Below are 14,098 nucleotides of genomic sequence, written 5' to 3' on the forward strand. Positions count from 1 at the left end.
TGTCCACAGCTCGTGTCCACCGGACAGATGTGAAGCCACCACACGGTGGCCCCCCGGCGTCGTACGCTCCCATTCATGGACAGCGCAGAGTACGAGGGCAAGATCGCCTCCCGATTCGCCGCCTTCGACCAGGACGGCAACGGCTACATCGACCGCGAGGACTTCAGCGGAGCGGCAGCGGCACTGCTCGCGGAGTTCGGCGTCACCGCACGATCCGAGAAGGGGCAGGCCCTCTACAACGGGGCCGAGGCCTTCTGGCAGGGCATGGCGGGTATCGCCGACGTCGACGGTGACCAGCGGGTCACCCGGCAGGAATTCATCACCGGCGCCGCGAAGAGGCTGCGCGACAGCCCCAAGCGCTTCGCCGAGATCGCCAGGCCCTTCCTGCACGCGGTGATCGCCATCGCGGACGAGGACGGCGGCGGTGTCACGCCCGCGGCGGCCGAGCGTGTGCTGGTCGTGCTCGGCACGGAGCAGTCCAGGGCGGCGCAGGTCGCGCGGGACCTGGACGGGGACGGTGACGGCCGGATCTCCGAGGAGGAGATCCTGACGGCGTTCGCCGAGTACTACGTGACGCCCGAGCCTTAGACCGGGACCGGCGGGGGCACCGGGCCGCGGAATCCGAGCCGGGCGGAGCCGCGGGGCGGCCCTACCGGAAAGCGTCACCATGCGTGACGAGACGGCGCGCGCACATGTCGATACCGGGTTGTGTCCTTCCAGCGACCCGTCACGGGCCGGAGTCGGCGGCAGGCTCCGGTACGCTCGCTCGGGTGCGAGTTTCGGTGGAACGAGACGGATCCGGTGTGGCCAGTACGGCGACGCCGGACCGGCGAATGCCTGCCGATCGCACCGTTCGAAGGCGCTCGGAGCGTCCTTGTTCGACTCCCCGCAGAGCGCGTCGCACAGTATGCCTCACGCGTACTCCTTCGCGTTGGAATATGCCCGAAGCGCTTGTTGCGGTGACTGTACGTCAACCATGCTGTCCCACAAGGGAATCACGTTCTGTGACCTTGTCGTGGACCTTGTCGAGGCGCGAGGCGATGTGCCCGCCGGTTCGGATGGTGTGAGCGGTGCAGGTACTTCAGATGCAGTTGGAGGTCGGGGCCGATCCGGCGGAGGTCGGACGGGCCCGCCGATGGGCGCGTTCGCGCCTCATCGGTTCCGGAATGAACGAGGACGAGCCACTGGCGGAGACGCTGATTCTGCTGATCTCCGAGCTCGTCACCAACGCCGTTGTGCACACCGGCTGTCCGGCCGTGCTGCGGATGCTGTTCGGATCGGGGGCCGCCGAGGCCGGGACCGTACGGGTCGAGGTCGCCGACACCAGCGCGCGACCGCCCTGTCAGCGCCACGCGCTGGGCGAGGACACCAACGGGCGCGGCCTGGAACTGGTCGACGGGCTCGCCGACCGGTGGGGCTGGCAGCCGGAGGGCTCGGGCAAACGCATCTGGTGCGAGGTGGACCGCTGTGAACCGGGCCCGAGCGCGGAGTACGAGCCGCCGACGGCCGCGCACGGGCTGAACGGCGGGATCGGACGTTACGCGGTCGACCTGCCCGTGGCGACCGGGCGATCCGTGGACGTGGACCGCCCGGCCGACGGCTCGTCGAAGGCCGTCACACAGGCCTGAGCGCCGCCGCCGTCGCCTTTCCGGGAGCCGTGCTGGTCAGGCCGCCGTTGCCCTTCCGGGCGCCGTCGCTGTTCCGGGCGCCGTCGATCGGCGGCGTCCGCTGCCCGGGGACCGCGCGGAACGTCCGGCGGTAGACGGTCGGCGCGACACCGAGCGCCGCCTGGAGATGCTGGCGCATGGACTGCGCCGTACCGAACCCCGCGTCCTTGGCGATCTGGTCGACGGAGAGATCCGTCGCCTCCAGCAGATACCGCGCCCTCTCGACCCGCTGCAGAACCAGCCACTGTCCGGGGCTGATCCCCGCCTCCTCGCGGAAGCGGCGGGTGAACGTACGCACGGACATCGACTCCTGCTCCGCCATGTCCCGCAGCTGGATCGGCTCCTGGAGGCGGGCGAGTGCCCATGCCCTCGCCTTGGTGGTGGTCGCCAACTGGACTTCCGGGACGGGGCGTTGGATGTACTGGGCCTGGCCGCCGTCCCGGTGCGGCGGGACGACCGTATGCCGCGCCACGTCGTTGGCGATCGCCGAGCCGTGGTCGCTGCGCACGATGTGCAGACAGAGATCGATCCCGGCGGCGACCCCGGCCGAGGTCAGAACGTCGCCGTCGTCGATGAAGAGGACATCCGCGTCGACCTTGATCCGGGGGAAGGTCCGCTGGAAGTGCGCGGCCGACGACCAGTGGGTCGACGCCGGCCGGCCGTCCAGGAACCCGGCGGCGGCCAGCACATAGCCGCCGGTGCAGATGGCGACCAGACGGGTGCCGGGGCGCAAGTACGCGAAGGCGGCGGTGAGTTCGTCGGTGAGCCTGCCCGACTCGTAGACCTGGCCGAGTTCGTACGAGGAGGGGATCAGCACCGTGTCGGCGGTGGCGATGGCCTCGGGGCCGTTCTCCACGACGATGTCGAAATCCGCGTCCGTACGGACCGGGCCCGGCGGGCGGACCGAGCAGGTGATCACGTCGTACAGCGGGGCGCCCTCGGGGCTCTTGGCACGGCCGAAGATCCGCTGGGGGATGCCCAGTTCGAACGGGAGGACCCCGTCGAGCGCCAGGACCGCGACGCGGTGGCGCGGCCGGTCGCCGCCGCTCCCCGAACTGTTCCCCGAACCGCTCTCCGTCATCGTCCCGCCCCTCCCGTGCCGTTGGTCTGTGCTGTCCGTCATATGGAAACCCCTGGTGGTCCAGACCAGTACTTGATATCTGTCGACCCTGTGACTGCCAAGCGTCCGACGGACCCTGCCATTCCCGGCCCGGCCGGGAAACCCGCGAGAACCACCGCCGGATACACCGGCGAGCCGGACGGGACGCCTCTTTGGAACCGTAACTTCCGGCTCTTCTTCCTGGCCAGGACCGTGGCGCGGTTCGGCGACGGCATGGTCCCCGTCGCGCTGGCCGCCGGACTGCTCGACGCCGGACACGGCGCGTCGTCCGTCAGTTTCGCGCTCGGCGCGTGGATGGTCTGCTTCGCCGGATTCGTGCTCTTCGGCGGGGTGCTCGCCGACCGGTTCACCCCGCGTCGGATGATGGTTCTCGCCGATGTGATGCGGCTGTTCGGGACGGCGGCCCTCGCGGTCCTCTTCGCCGGGGGAGCACCGCCGCTCTGGCTCGTGTACGTGCTGAGCGCCGTCAACGGGCTCGGTGCCGCGCTCTTCCAGCCGGGCGTGGCCAGCATGCTGCCCGTGCTCTCGCCCGACGTGCAGCGCGGCAACGCGGTGCTGCGGGTCACCGAGTCCCTGGCGACGATGGCGGGTCCGGCGGCGGCGGGCGCGCTGGCCGGCTTCGGCGGGCCCGGCACGATCTTCGCGGTGAACGCGGCCACGTTCGGCATCAGCGGCATCTGTCTCTTCCTGGTCCGGATGGAGAGCATGAAGCCGGTGCGCGGCGACTCGATGCTCACCGAACTGATCGGCGGCTGGCGCGAGTTCAGGGCCCGGTCCTGGCTGTGGGGCGTGATCGCGGTCTGGTCGGTGTACGGCGTCACGGTGCTCGGGCCGATGGTCCCGCTGGAGGCGGTCGTGGTCACCGAGCGGTACAGCTCGACCATGTTCGGCCTGATGATGACCGTGCACGGCGCGGGCAACGTGGCGGGCGGGCTGCTGGCACTGCGGCTACGGCCCGCCAGACCGCTGTTCGCGGGGACGACCGCGCTGCTCGCGGTCGCCGCGAACCTGCTGGTGCTGGCGTACGACGTTCCGCTGCCGCTGCTCGCCGCCGGGTTCTTCGTGGGCGGGGTCGCCCTGGCGTTCTGGCTGGTGATGTGGTCCACGACGGTCCAGACGATGATCCCGCCGGAGGCGCTGAACCGGCTGCACGCGTACGACGTCGCCGGCTCCTTGATCATGCTGGCCGTCGGCCGCGCGCTGGCGGGGCCGGTGGCGGAAGCGGTCGGGATGCGCGAGGTGCTGGTGGGCGGCGCGGTGGTGAACACGCTGGTCTGCGGGGCGCTGTTCGCCGCTCGTCCGATCCGTGAACTGACCCGCGTCGAGCGGGCGGGCGGGGTGGCGGCCGGCCCGCGGGCGGCGGAGGGGGCCAAGCCCCTGGGTCCTCCGGCGGAGGAAAGTTCTGAGGGCAAGGCCCCGGCGAAGGCGGCGGACCGGCTTGAGGAAAGACGCTAGGGCGTCTCCGCGAAGTAGCGCCGTCCGCCCGCGAAGATCCGCCGGACAGGGCCTGGGGGCGTGTGGTGAAAGTAGCGTTGTCCGCCCGCGGGGCGGGGCTCACGGCGGCTGGTGCGCGCGATCGCGAGGCGGAGGATCGGCGTGGTGGATGGACTGGGCGTACTTGGGCGAGTGAAGACAACGCGGCGAGGTGCCGTGCCAGGCGTCGCGGGCCCGCGAAGATCCGCCGGGGGGTGCCGTGGGTGGCGCGCTTCTCTGTGTGGCCCGATCCTAGTGACCGCTGTCCTTCGGGCCGCTCGTGCGCGGCCCCCGCGCCACGGATGCTTCTTGACGTGACACAGACAGCCGAGACCCCAGCCCAGGTCCCCACCCCAACTCCGAACCCCCGGCCCCGTATCCACCGGGCCTGGTTCGTCGCCGCCGTCACCTTCGTGACGATCATCGGCGCCGCCGCCTTCGCCTCGCTGCCCGGACTGCTCATCGACCCGCTGCACTCGGAGTTCGACTGGTCGCGCGGCGAGATCGGGTTCGCCGTCTCGGTCAATCTCGCCCTGTACGGGCTGACCGCCCCGTTCGCCGCCGCGCTGATGGACCGGTTCGGGATACGCCGGGTCGTCGCCGTCGCGCTCACCGTCATAGCGACCGGCTCCGCGCTCACCGTCGTCATGACCGCCGCCTGGCAGATGGTCCTCTACTGGGGCGTCCTCGTCGGCCTCGGCACCGGCTCGATGGCCCTGGCCTTCGCCGCCACCGTCACCGACCGCTGGTTCGTCGCCCGGCGCGGACTGGTCACCGGCATCCTCACCGCGGCCGGCGCCTCCGGGCAGTTGGTGTTCCTGCCGCTGCTCTCCTGGCTCGTGGAGAACCACGGCTGGCGCCCCGCCTCCATCACCGTCGCGATGTCCGCGCTCGTCGTCGTCCCGTTCGTCTGGCTGCTGCTGCGCGACCACCCGGCGGACGTGGGTCTACCGGCGTACGGCTCCGAGGAGTTCAAGCCCAAGCCGGCCCCCGTCACCGGCGCGGCGCGGCGGGCCGTCACCGTCCTCTTCCGGGCGGCCCGCACCGGCCCCTTCTGGCTGCTCGCGGGGACGTTCGCGATCTGCGGCGCCTCCACGAACGGCCTGATCAAGACCCACTTCATCCCCGCGGCCCACGACCACGGCATGCAGGTCACGGCCGCCGCGTCGCTCCTCGCCGTGATCGGTGTCTTCGACATCATCGGCACGATCGCGTCGGGCTGGTTCACCGACCGCTTCGACGCGCGCCGACTGCTCGCCGTCTACTACGCGCTGCGCGGCGTCTCGCTGCTCTTCCTGCCGATGCTGCTGGCACCGGACGTCCGGCCGCCGATGCTGTTCTTCATCGTCTTCTACGGCCTGGACTGGGTCGCGACCGTCCCGCCGACGATCGCCCTGTGCCGCGAGTACTACGGCACCGACAGCGCGATCGTCTTCGGCTGGGTGCTCGCCTCGCACCAGATCGGCGCCGGGGTCGTCGCGTTCGCGGGCGGCGTCGCGCGGGATGTCACCGGCTCGTACAACACCGTCTGGTACGCCTCGGGCGCGCTGTGCGCGGCGGCGGCGCTGATGGCCCTGCTGATCAGGCGCCGTACGAAAGCGGAGCCGACCGACGTGATCAACGTCGCCTGAGGGCCTGGGACTTGATCGCCTTCGCTATCCGCTCCGCGTCGATGGACAGCTCGCGCAGCATCCCGCTGATCGGATTCGTGAAGCCCGTGAAGTACAGCCCCGGCGCCCGCTCGGACGTCCGCCCGCCCCGTACCACCGGAAGCCCGCGGGCGTCGAGCACGCCGAGGTGCCCCACCAGGCCCTCCAGGCCCCGGCGGTAGCCGGTCGCGGCGATCACCGCGTCGGGCGAGATCCGCGAACCGTCCGCCAGCACCACCTTGTTGTCGTCGAACGACTCGACCGCCGCGACCGGTTCGACCCGGCCCTCGCGTACGGCCGCGAGCAGCCCCACGTCCTGCACCGGGATGGCGCCCTCGCGCACCCGCGAGTACAGCCCGGTGTCGGGGCGCGGCAGCCCCTGGGCCGCGAGATCGGGCACCGCGATCCTGCACATGATCTCGCCCGCCCGGTCGACCAGCCGCGTCGGCAGTCGCCGGACCAGCATGCCGGTGCGCTGCGCGGGCCAGCCGAGGGTCGAGCGGCGCACGATGTGCGGGACGGTACGGATCGCGAGCCGCACCCGCGCAGCGCCGCCCTCCACCAGGTCGACCGCGATCTCCGCGCCCGTGTTGCCGACGCCGACGACCAGGACGTCCTTCCCCTTGTACGGGGCGGGGTTGCGGTACTCGCCCGCGTGCAGCAGTTCCCCGCCGTACGCCTCCGCCCCCGGCCAGGACGGCACCCGCGGAGTGTGGCTGTAGCCGGTGGCGACCACGACGGCGCCGCCGGTCAGCTCCCGGCCGCCGGTCCCGTGCAGCAGCCAGCTCTCGCCGTCCGCCGAACGCTCGATGCCGGTGATCTCGACGCCCGTCACGATCTCCAGACCGTGGAACTCCGCGTACTTCTCCAGATAGCGGACCATGTGGTCGCGCGAGACCCAGCGGCCGAAGGACCGCGGCATCGGGAGGCCCGGCAGCGCGGACAGCTTGCGGGTGGTGTGCAGATGGAGCCGGTCGTAATGACGGCGCCAGGAGGCCCCGACGGCCTCGGACTTCTCCAGTACGACCGCTCGTACGCCCTGCGCGCGAAGCGCGGCGGCGACGGCGAGACCGCCTGGGCCGCCGCCGATGACGTACACGGGACGGTCGTTGGTGAGGTCGATGTCGCTGGCCATGAGAGCTGAGCGTAATCGAGCGAGCACTTGTTGGGTCTCGGTCAAGATGGGAATCGATTGCGAATCGGTTACGTACGGGTAAGTCCTGCGCGCAGAGGCTGAAACCGCCGTGAAAGCGGCGTGAATCCGACTCCTCGCACACTCCGTCCGCTGACGAGGAATCAGCCCTGGGGTCCCCGGTCAGTCGATGACGCCGGTGGCTTCGAGCTCGACCAGATGCTCGGGTACGTCGAGTGCGGCGACGCCCAGCAGAGTGCCCGGCGGTACGGGGGTGACCCCGAGCTTCGCGGACGCCCGGGCGACCCCCTCCAGGAACAGGGGCATCTTGTCCGGGGTCCAGTCGACGACGTAGACGGTCAGTTTCACCACGTCGTCGAAGGTGGCGCCGGCTCCGGCGAGGGCGGTGGCGACGTTGAGGTAGCACTGCTCGACCTGGGCGGCGAGGTCGCCGTCGCCGACGGTGACCCCGTCCGCGTCCCAGGCGACCTGCCCGGCGAGGAAGACGAGCTTCGAACCGGTCGCGACGGACACCTGGTGGTAGGCGTCGATCTCCGGAAGTCCGGTGGGGTTCATCAGTGCGACGGTCATGGTGCTGCCCTGCCTTCTCTTCGGTCTCTTGCGGTTACTCGGGAACCGTAAGAGAGTGTGGGCTGACATGGAAGAACGCACTTTTCAGTGACTGGGGAACCTGATGGTGACCAAGCAGCTCAGCGGCTCACCCGAGGACGCGGACCTCACCCGCGCGGACTCGCTGGCGCGGGAGATCTTCTCGGACGTCGCCAACAAGTGGGCGTTGCTGATCATCGAGGCCCTGGGGGAACGCACCCTGCGCTTCGGCGAGGTGCGGAACGAGGTCGAGGGCATCAGCCACAAGATGCTCACGCAGAACCTGCGCATGCTGGAGCGCAACGGTCTGGCCGGGCGCACGGTGCACCCCACCGTGCCGCCGAGGGTCGAGTACACCCTCACCGAGCCCGGCCTGGCCCTGCGGGAGACGGTCCACCGGATGTGCGACTGGACCCACCGGTACATCGGCCACATCGAGTCCTCCCGCGAACGCTTCGGGACACCCTCCGGAACCGGTCTTCAGGGCCAGAGCAGCTCGCGCGACCAGCCGCCGCCGGTCGTGGCCGGGTCCGCGCGGCGGTAGCGGAGCCGTACGTGCCGGCGCCTGTCGTCACCCTGGAAGAACTCGACCTCGTCGGGCGCCAGCACGTACCGCGTCCAGGCCGGCACGGCCACGTCCGGCTCGGCCTGCGCCCGCTCCCACGCGGCCTGTGAGGCGCGCGCCAACTCCTCGGCGGAGCCCAGCACTTCACTCTGACGCCCGGTGAGCGCGGCGGCCAGCGCACCGGTGGACCGTACGGCCAGATCGGCCCGGCTCTCCTCTTCCCCGTCGGCACTCACGGCCCCCCGCACCCGCACCTGCCGCCCCAGCGCGGGCCAGTAGAACCCGAGCGCGGCCCACGGCCGGGTCGCCAACTGCCGGCCCTTCGCGCTGGTGGAGTGCGAGGCGAAGTGCCATCCGCGCTCGTCGGCGTCGTGCAGCAGCAGGGTGCGCACGTCGGGCCGTCCCTCACCGTCGACGGTCGCGAGGGTCATGGCGTGCGGTTCGACCTGCCCGCCCGCGGCTGCCTCGACGAACCAACGCTGGAACAACACGACCGGCAGATCGGGCACGTCCCCCGCGTCGAAGCGGGCCAGACCGCTGTCCCAGACCCGCAGATCCCGCAGGACCGCCCGAAACGCCTGCTGCTCATCGCCGCTCATGGCCTCATTGCCGCTCATGGCGTCATTCAACCGCGCGCGCCGGGCATCGGCGCCGTAAGCCATGGGCCCACCGCCACTTAGGGTGTAGTACTACAGTCGAAGTGGTGTCAACAGAGAAGGTGTGACCGCCCCGATGCGACAGAACCTGGCCCGTCGTTCCGCGCTCGTCGACGCCGCCATCGAGGTGCTCGCCCGTGACGGCGCCCGTGGGCTGACCTTCCGGGCGGTCGATGTCGAGGCGGGCGTGCCCAAAGGGACGGCGTCCAACTACTTCGCCAGCCGGGACGAGCTGCTCAACCAGGTCGGCCACCGTGTCTACGAGCGGCTGATCCCGGACGAGGCCACCGCCGCCGGGATGGTCGCCGGGCCCCACACGCGGGAGCGGACGGTGGAGTTGGTGCGGCTGGTGGTGGAGCGGGTCGCCGCGTTCCGGACCGGGTTCATCGCTCTGCTCGAACTGCGGCTGGAGGCCACCCGGCGTCCCGAGCTGCGTGCCGTGCTGACCGCGCGCGTGGCCGAGAACGTCGAGGAGAATGTCACGCACCATCTGGCGTCCGGGCTCCCCGGTGACGCCGACGCGGTCAAAATGATCTACCTGGCCGCCAACTGGCTGGTGGTGGAGCGGCTCACGCTGCCCGGTGTCTTCTCGGAGGAGGAGGCCGCTCGGCTGATCGGTGACCTCGTGGAGCGGGTGCTGCCGTCCGGTCCCTGAAACGTCCTGGGACGGGAGCGCCGGCGGGGATCAGTTCGCTGATCCGCCGCCGGCGTGACAGGACGGACGCCCGTGGGCGGAGCTACTTCACCGGCTTCTTGCCCGTGATGCCCAGATGGACCAACAGGGCCAGGTTCGGCTTCAGTTCGGCCTGCTTCACGCCCCAGGTCTGGAAGCCCTTCTGATGCCCGGCCACCGCGGCGAGCATGACGACCAGTGAACCGGCCATCGCGGCGGGGTTGACGTCCTTGTCGACCCTGCCTTTGGACTGGAGCTCCTTCACGGAATCCGTAAGGGAGTTGGTGACCGAACTCAAGATCTTCATGCGGATCTTGTAGAACCGCTTGTCACCCTCGGCGGCGCCGAGATCGATGACCCTGAGGATCGCGTCGTTCTTGCGCCAGAAGTCGAGGAATCCCTCTACGAGTTCTTCCGCCGTCTGGCGTCCCGCTTTACCGGCCCAGGAGCGGCCGGAGACCAAATCGGTCAATCCGGCGCCCTCCTTGGCCATTTCCTCGGCGATCTCAAGGACGGCGCCCTCGACGTCCGGGAAGTACTGATAGAAGGTCGCGGGTGAAGTGCCTGCCTTCCGGGCCACGTCGATGACTTTGACGTCCCGATATGGCGAGGTGCTGAGCATCTCGCTGAGGCAGTCGAGCAGCTTCTGCCGCGTCGCCTGGCCGCGCCGACCGGCCACGCGGCCGTCGACGGTACGTACTTGTCCTGTCATGCCGTCAGCTTACCGAGGGGTGATCGGAGCGCGATTCGGCCGACTGCAAATGGGGAACCGCCCGCTGATCGCGGGGGCCGGAAGAGGCTCGGCCGGAGCCCGTGACCAGGAATAGTGTTATCAACAGCCTGTGGACAACTGTGGTGGATAACTCAATGCGCACAAGCCCTCACCGGGAGACAATTAGTCAATTGTTCGATTTGTCCCGCCCTGCGCCCGCCGGAATGCGCCATTAGCGTGGCCGGAAGGTGCACCCCTAGGGCGGTGCGCACGCGCAGGAAGGATCCGGGCTCATGGCCGCATTCGCGGAAGGCGCGCCCTGCTGGGTGGATGTGTCGCTTCCCGACGTCCAGGCGGGCAAGCGTTTCTACGGCGAGCTGTTCGGCTGGACATTCGGCGCGGACGGCGGTGCGGCATACGGGTACTACACGAATGCTTTCAGTGACGGAAAGCGAGTGGCCGCCCTCGCCGCGAAGCAGGACGGGCGTATGCCGACCGCCTGGGGCGTCTATTTCGCGACATCGGACGCCGGCGCGCTCAGTGCGCGAATCAAGGAGGCCGGCGGCGGAATGGTGATGGATCCGACAGCCGTGGGGTCGTACGGCACGATGGCGCAGGGTGTCGATCCCGGTGGCGCGGTCTTCGGCCTCTGGCAGCCCGGTGCGCACTCCGGCTTCGAAAAGCAGGGTGAGCCCGGATCTTTCTGCTGGACAGAGGTCTATACGAGGGACAAGGAGAGCGTCGACCTCTTCTACGAGTCGGTATTCGGCTTCGTCGGGAAGGATCTCCCGGACGAACCGGCCGACTTCCGCACCTGGTCCCCCGCGGGATCCGAGCCGGGTACCGACAGCGCGATCGGCGGGCGGAGTGTCATCACCGACGCATTTCCCAAGGAGATGCCGGGGCATTTCCTCGTTTACTTCTCCGTGGCGGACTGCGACGAGACGGTCGCCGAGACCGTACGGCTGGGGGGCCGGGTCAGGGAGTCCGCCGCCGACACCCCGTACGGCCGGATCGCCGTCCTCGCGGACAGCCAGGGCGCGGTTTTCGCCGTGCTGGCGGAGCCGGCGGCCGCGTAGGGCGCGTCCGCTCCATGAGAGGCGAGCCCCCGCGTCGGAAGGCCGAGCAACCCGCGTTGGCCAGTACGCGTCAAGACTTATGCGGGCGTGATACTCACTCCGTACGAGGCCGTTCGCTCATTTCCTGTCCGAAACGGGGTGAGACACCCCGATCCGCCCCCGGGTTCGCAACCAACGAGCCAGACAGGAAGAATCAGGGGGCAGGGGGCCGTACCTTGGTGGCCCGTACGGGGAGGTGGCAGGCAAGTGGAGCAGCTGACGCAGCACGATCCGAGACGCATCGGGCCCTTCGAGGTGCTGGGACGCCTCGGAGCCGGCGGTATGGGTCTCGTCTATCTCGCGCGATCGGCCTCGGGCAGGCGCGTGGCGATCAAGACGGTGCGCACCGAGCTCGCCGAGGACCAGCTGTTCCGCGTCCGGTTCACCCGCGAGGTGGAGGCCGCCCGCGCGGTCAGCGGCTTCTACACGGCCGCCGTGGTGGACGCCGACCCCCGGGCCGCCGTGCCGTGGCTCGCGACCGCCTATGTGCCCGCGCCCTCGCTCGAAGAGATGGTCAACCGGTGCGGGCCGCTGCCCGCGCAGGGCGTGCGCTGGCTTGCCGCCGGTATCGCCGAGGCGCTCCAGTCCATCCACGGCGAGGGCCTGGTCCACCGTGACCTCAAGCCGTCGAACGTGCTGGTGGTGGAGGACGGGCCGCGCGTCATCGACTTCGGTATCGCCTCCGGCGTCTCCAACACCCGGCTGACCATGACCAACGTGGCCGTCGGTACCCCGGCGTACATGTCACCCGAACAGGCGCGCGACTCCCGCAGTGTCACGGGCGCGAGCGACGTCTTCTCGCTCGGCTCGACCCTCGTCTTCGCCGCCACCGGGCACGCGCCCTTCCACGGGGCCAACCCCGTCGAGACGGTCTTCATGCTGCTGCGCGAAGGGCCGAATCTGGAGGGGCTGCCCGAGGAGCTGCGTCCTCTCATCGAGTCGTGCATGCAGATGGACGCCACCCAGCGCCCGTCGCCCGCCGATCTCCAGTCGCAGCTCGCGCCGCACCTGTTCGCCTCGGGCAGCGACGACAGCGGTACGGCTTCGGCCTGGCTGCCCACGTCCGCGACCGAGATGATCGAGGAACGGCGGGGTGGCGGGCGCATCAACGCGGCGGCCGCCGCCGCGGCCGCGCGGCCGCCCGTACCGCCGCCGCCGTCCCACCACCCGCCGCCGCCCGCGCACTCGCCCGACTGGGATTCCGCGTGGCGCCGCGACGGCGAGGGCCAGGGAGGTCAGGGAGGCAATCAGGGCGGTCAGGGCGCCGGTCAGGGGCAGCAGGGCGGTGGCCGCGCCGCCGTGCCCGCGGCTGCCGTCCCGGGCCCCGGTGGCCCCGTCAGACTCTCCGGCTCCCCGGTGCCGATCGGCCCCGGCCCCCGCGTCTCCGACCGCCGTGGCGCCGGCGCCGCCTCCGCCGACGCCGGCCCGGCCACCGGCTGGATCCGGCCGCCCGCCGGGCTGACCGGCGGCGAGCTGTCCACCAGCGCCGTGCAGGCCCCCGCCGGGCCGCCGATGACCGGACCGGCGCCCACCCCCGACGGCGGCGCCGCACCCGGCCGCTGGCGGCCCTGGCGCTTCCGGATGTCCAACGACGTCTGGGGCACCCCCGTCGTCGACGGCGATCTGCTCTACGTCACGTCGTTCGAGGTGCACGCACTGGACGTCGGCAGCGGCCGCCGGCAGTTCAAGACCCGCGACGTGGCCTGGGCGATGGCCGTGGCCGGAGGCCGTATCCACGCCTCCGACGGCCCCACGCTCTACGCGCTCGACGGCGCGGACGGCACCGAGCGCTGGCGGCTCCAGACCGACGCCTGGGTGTACTCGCTCAAGACCGACCGGGGCACGGTCGTCACCGGTACGCGCGGCGGCGGCGTCCAGGCGTGGGAGGCGTCCAACGGCGAGAAGCTGTGGGAAGTCACCGGCGCCCAGACCGACTTCGAGACACCGGAGGCCGGGCCCGCGATCTTCGACGACACGGTGTACGTATGGCAGAACGCCCGCCTCAGGGCGCTCGACGCGCGCACCGGCAGCGAGCGCTGGTCGTACCCCATCGGCGACGGCGCGGCCTGCGGTGGCGTACCGATTCGCCTGGTGCCCGCGCCGGACGGGCACGTGTACGTCTCCGCAGGCACCCGCGTGCTCTCGATCGACATCGCGAGCGGGCATGTGCGCTGGCACTTCGAGGCGCCCGCGGTCTTCCTCTCGCCGCCCGCCTTCGCGCCCGGCCCGGCCGTGACCGGCGGCGGTGTGTATCTCGCCGACTATCTCGGCACGGTGTACGCGCTGGACGCCACCACCGGCAAGGACCGCTGGCGCATCGCCACCGAGGCCCGCCAGTCCCTCGAACCGGTCCTGGTCGCGGCCGGGAACGTCCACGTGGGCAGCGGCAGCGCGCTCTACACGCTCGACGCGGTGGCCGGCACGCCCAAGTGGCGCTTCGCGGCGGGTGGCGAGGTCGTCGGCGCACCCGTGGTGGCCGACGGCAGACTGCACTTCGGCTCGGCCGACCACGTCCTCTACACGCTGGACGCCGGCGGGGGACAGCTCCGCTGGAAGCTGGCGACGGGCGGCGAGATCACGGGCTCGCCGGTGGCGCGCGGGGGAGTCGTGTACGCGTGCAGCAAGGACCGCTGTGTGTACGCGCTGGACGCGATCAAGGGGACGGCCACGGGCCGCGGCAATCGCTGACGCGCGGGCCGGAACCGATCCGGAAGGGGCCCGTCA

General features: G+C 70.8%; 13 protein-coding genes. 8 read left to right on the plus strand and 5 right to left on the minus strand.

Translation table 11 applies throughout. From position 1 onward, the window contains the following. Positions 1-75 precede the first annotated feature (75 nt). Together ACIBBB_RS24885 and ACIBBB_RS24890 are read left to right on the plus strand one after the other, a co-directional pair. Entirely contained in the window at positions 76-588 is a 513-nt protein-coding gene (locus tag ACIBBB_RS24885) for an EF-hand domain-containing protein (protein ID WP_398985523.1), read from the plus strand. Between the two features lie 482 nt (positions 589-1,070). Continuing rightward, the gene (locus ACIBBB_RS24890; RefSeq protein WP_398985525.1) at positions 1,071-1,628 is read left to right on the plus strand and encodes an ATP-binding protein; all 558 of its coding nucleotides are present in this window, start codon (positions 1,071-1,073) and stop codon (positions 1,626-1,628) included. Here ACIBBB_RS24890 and ACIBBB_RS24895 read toward each other — a convergent pair. Continuing rightward, positions 1,615-2,748 carry a GlxA family transcriptional regulator gene (locus ACIBBB_RS24895; protein ID WP_398985604.1) on the minus strand — a complete coding sequence of 378 codons (1,134 nt, stop codon included), beginning with the start codon at positions 2,746-2,748 and terminating at the stop codon, positions 1,615-1,617. The two genes, ACIBBB_RS24890 and ACIBBB_RS24895, sit on opposite strands and share 14 nt — an antisense overlap. 42 nt (positions 2,749-2,790) lie before the next feature. Here ACIBBB_RS24895 and ACIBBB_RS24900 point away from each other — a divergent pair, with 42 nt between their 5' ends. Continuing rightward, the gene (locus tag ACIBBB_RS24900; protein WP_398985527.1) at positions 2,791-4,242 is read left to right on the plus strand and encodes an MFS transporter; all 1,452 of its coding nucleotides are present in this window, start codon (positions 2,791-2,793) and stop codon (positions 4,240-4,242) included. 320 nt (positions 4,243-4,562) lie between these two features. After that, entirely contained in the window at positions 4,563-5,891 is a 1,329-nt protein-coding gene (locus ACIBBB_RS24905) for an MFS transporter (protein WP_398985529.1), read from the plus strand. Here ACIBBB_RS24905 and ACIBBB_RS24910 read toward each other — a convergent pair. Next, entirely contained in the window at positions 5,878-7,044 is a 1,167-nt protein-coding gene (locus ACIBBB_RS24910; protein WP_398985531.1) for a flavin-containing monooxygenase, read from the minus strand. The genes ACIBBB_RS24905 and ACIBBB_RS24910 overlap by 14 nt on opposite strands. Positions 7,045-7,224: 180 nt before the next feature. Continuing rightward, positions 7,225-7,632 carry a RidA family protein gene (locus ACIBBB_RS24915; protein ID WP_398985534.1) on the minus strand — a complete coding sequence of 136 codons (408 nt, stop codon included), beginning with the start codon at positions 7,630-7,632 and terminating at the stop codon, positions 7,225-7,227. Positions 7,633-7,735: 103 nt separating this feature from the next. Between ACIBBB_RS24915 and ACIBBB_RS24920 the strand changes: the two genes are divergently transcribed. Further along, positions 7,736-8,194, plus strand: a complete 459-nt coding sequence (locus ACIBBB_RS24920) for a winged helix-turn-helix transcriptional regulator (protein ID WP_398985536.1) — start codon at positions 7,736-7,738, stop codon at positions 8,192-8,194. Here the strand turns inward: ACIBBB_RS24920 and ACIBBB_RS24925 are convergent. Beyond that, positions 8,131-8,832 (minus strand): pyridoxal 5'-phosphate synthase, encoded by a 702-nt coding sequence (locus ACIBBB_RS24925; RefSeq protein ID WP_398985538.1) that lies wholly within the window; start codon positions 8,830-8,832, stop codon positions 8,131-8,133. The genes ACIBBB_RS24920 and ACIBBB_RS24925 overlap by 64 nt on opposite strands. Positions 8,833-8,947: 115 nt before the next feature. Here ACIBBB_RS24925 and ACIBBB_RS24930 point away from each other — a divergent pair, with 115 nt between their 5' ends. Beyond that, positions 8,948-9,526, plus strand: a complete 579-nt coding sequence (locus tag ACIBBB_RS24930) for a TetR/AcrR family transcriptional regulator (protein ID WP_398985540.1) — start codon at positions 8,948-8,950, stop codon at positions 9,524-9,526. 82 nt (positions 9,527-9,608) lie between these two features. Here the strand turns inward: ACIBBB_RS24930 and ACIBBB_RS24935 are convergent, their stop codons facing one another. Further along, positions 9,609-10,256 (minus strand): TetR family transcriptional regulator, encoded by a 648-nt coding sequence (locus ACIBBB_RS24935; RefSeq protein WP_398985542.1) that lies wholly within the window; start codon positions 10,254-10,256, stop codon positions 9,609-9,611. 293 nt (positions 10,257-10,549) lie between these two features. Here ACIBBB_RS24935 and ACIBBB_RS24940 point away from each other — a divergent pair, with 293 nt between their 5' ends. Both ACIBBB_RS24940 and ACIBBB_RS24945 read left to right on the plus strand, forming a co-directional pair. Then, positions 10,550-11,335, plus strand: coding sequence for a VOC family protein (locus ACIBBB_RS24940; RefSeq protein ID WP_398985544.1), 786 nt, complete (start codon positions 10,550-10,552; stop codon positions 11,333-11,335). A gap of 246 nt (positions 11,336-11,581) precedes the next feature. Next, positions 11,582-14,062 (plus strand): serine/threonine-protein kinase, encoded by a 2,481-nt coding sequence (locus ACIBBB_RS24945; RefSeq protein ID WP_398985546.1) that lies wholly within the window; start codon positions 11,582-11,584, stop codon positions 14,060-14,062. Positions 14,063-14,098 lie beyond the last annotated feature (36 nt).

Source organism: Streptomyces sp. NPDC051217, assembly GCF_044455465.1.
GTDB lineage: Bacteria > Actinomycetota > Actinomycetes > Streptomycetales > Streptomycetaceae > Streptomyces.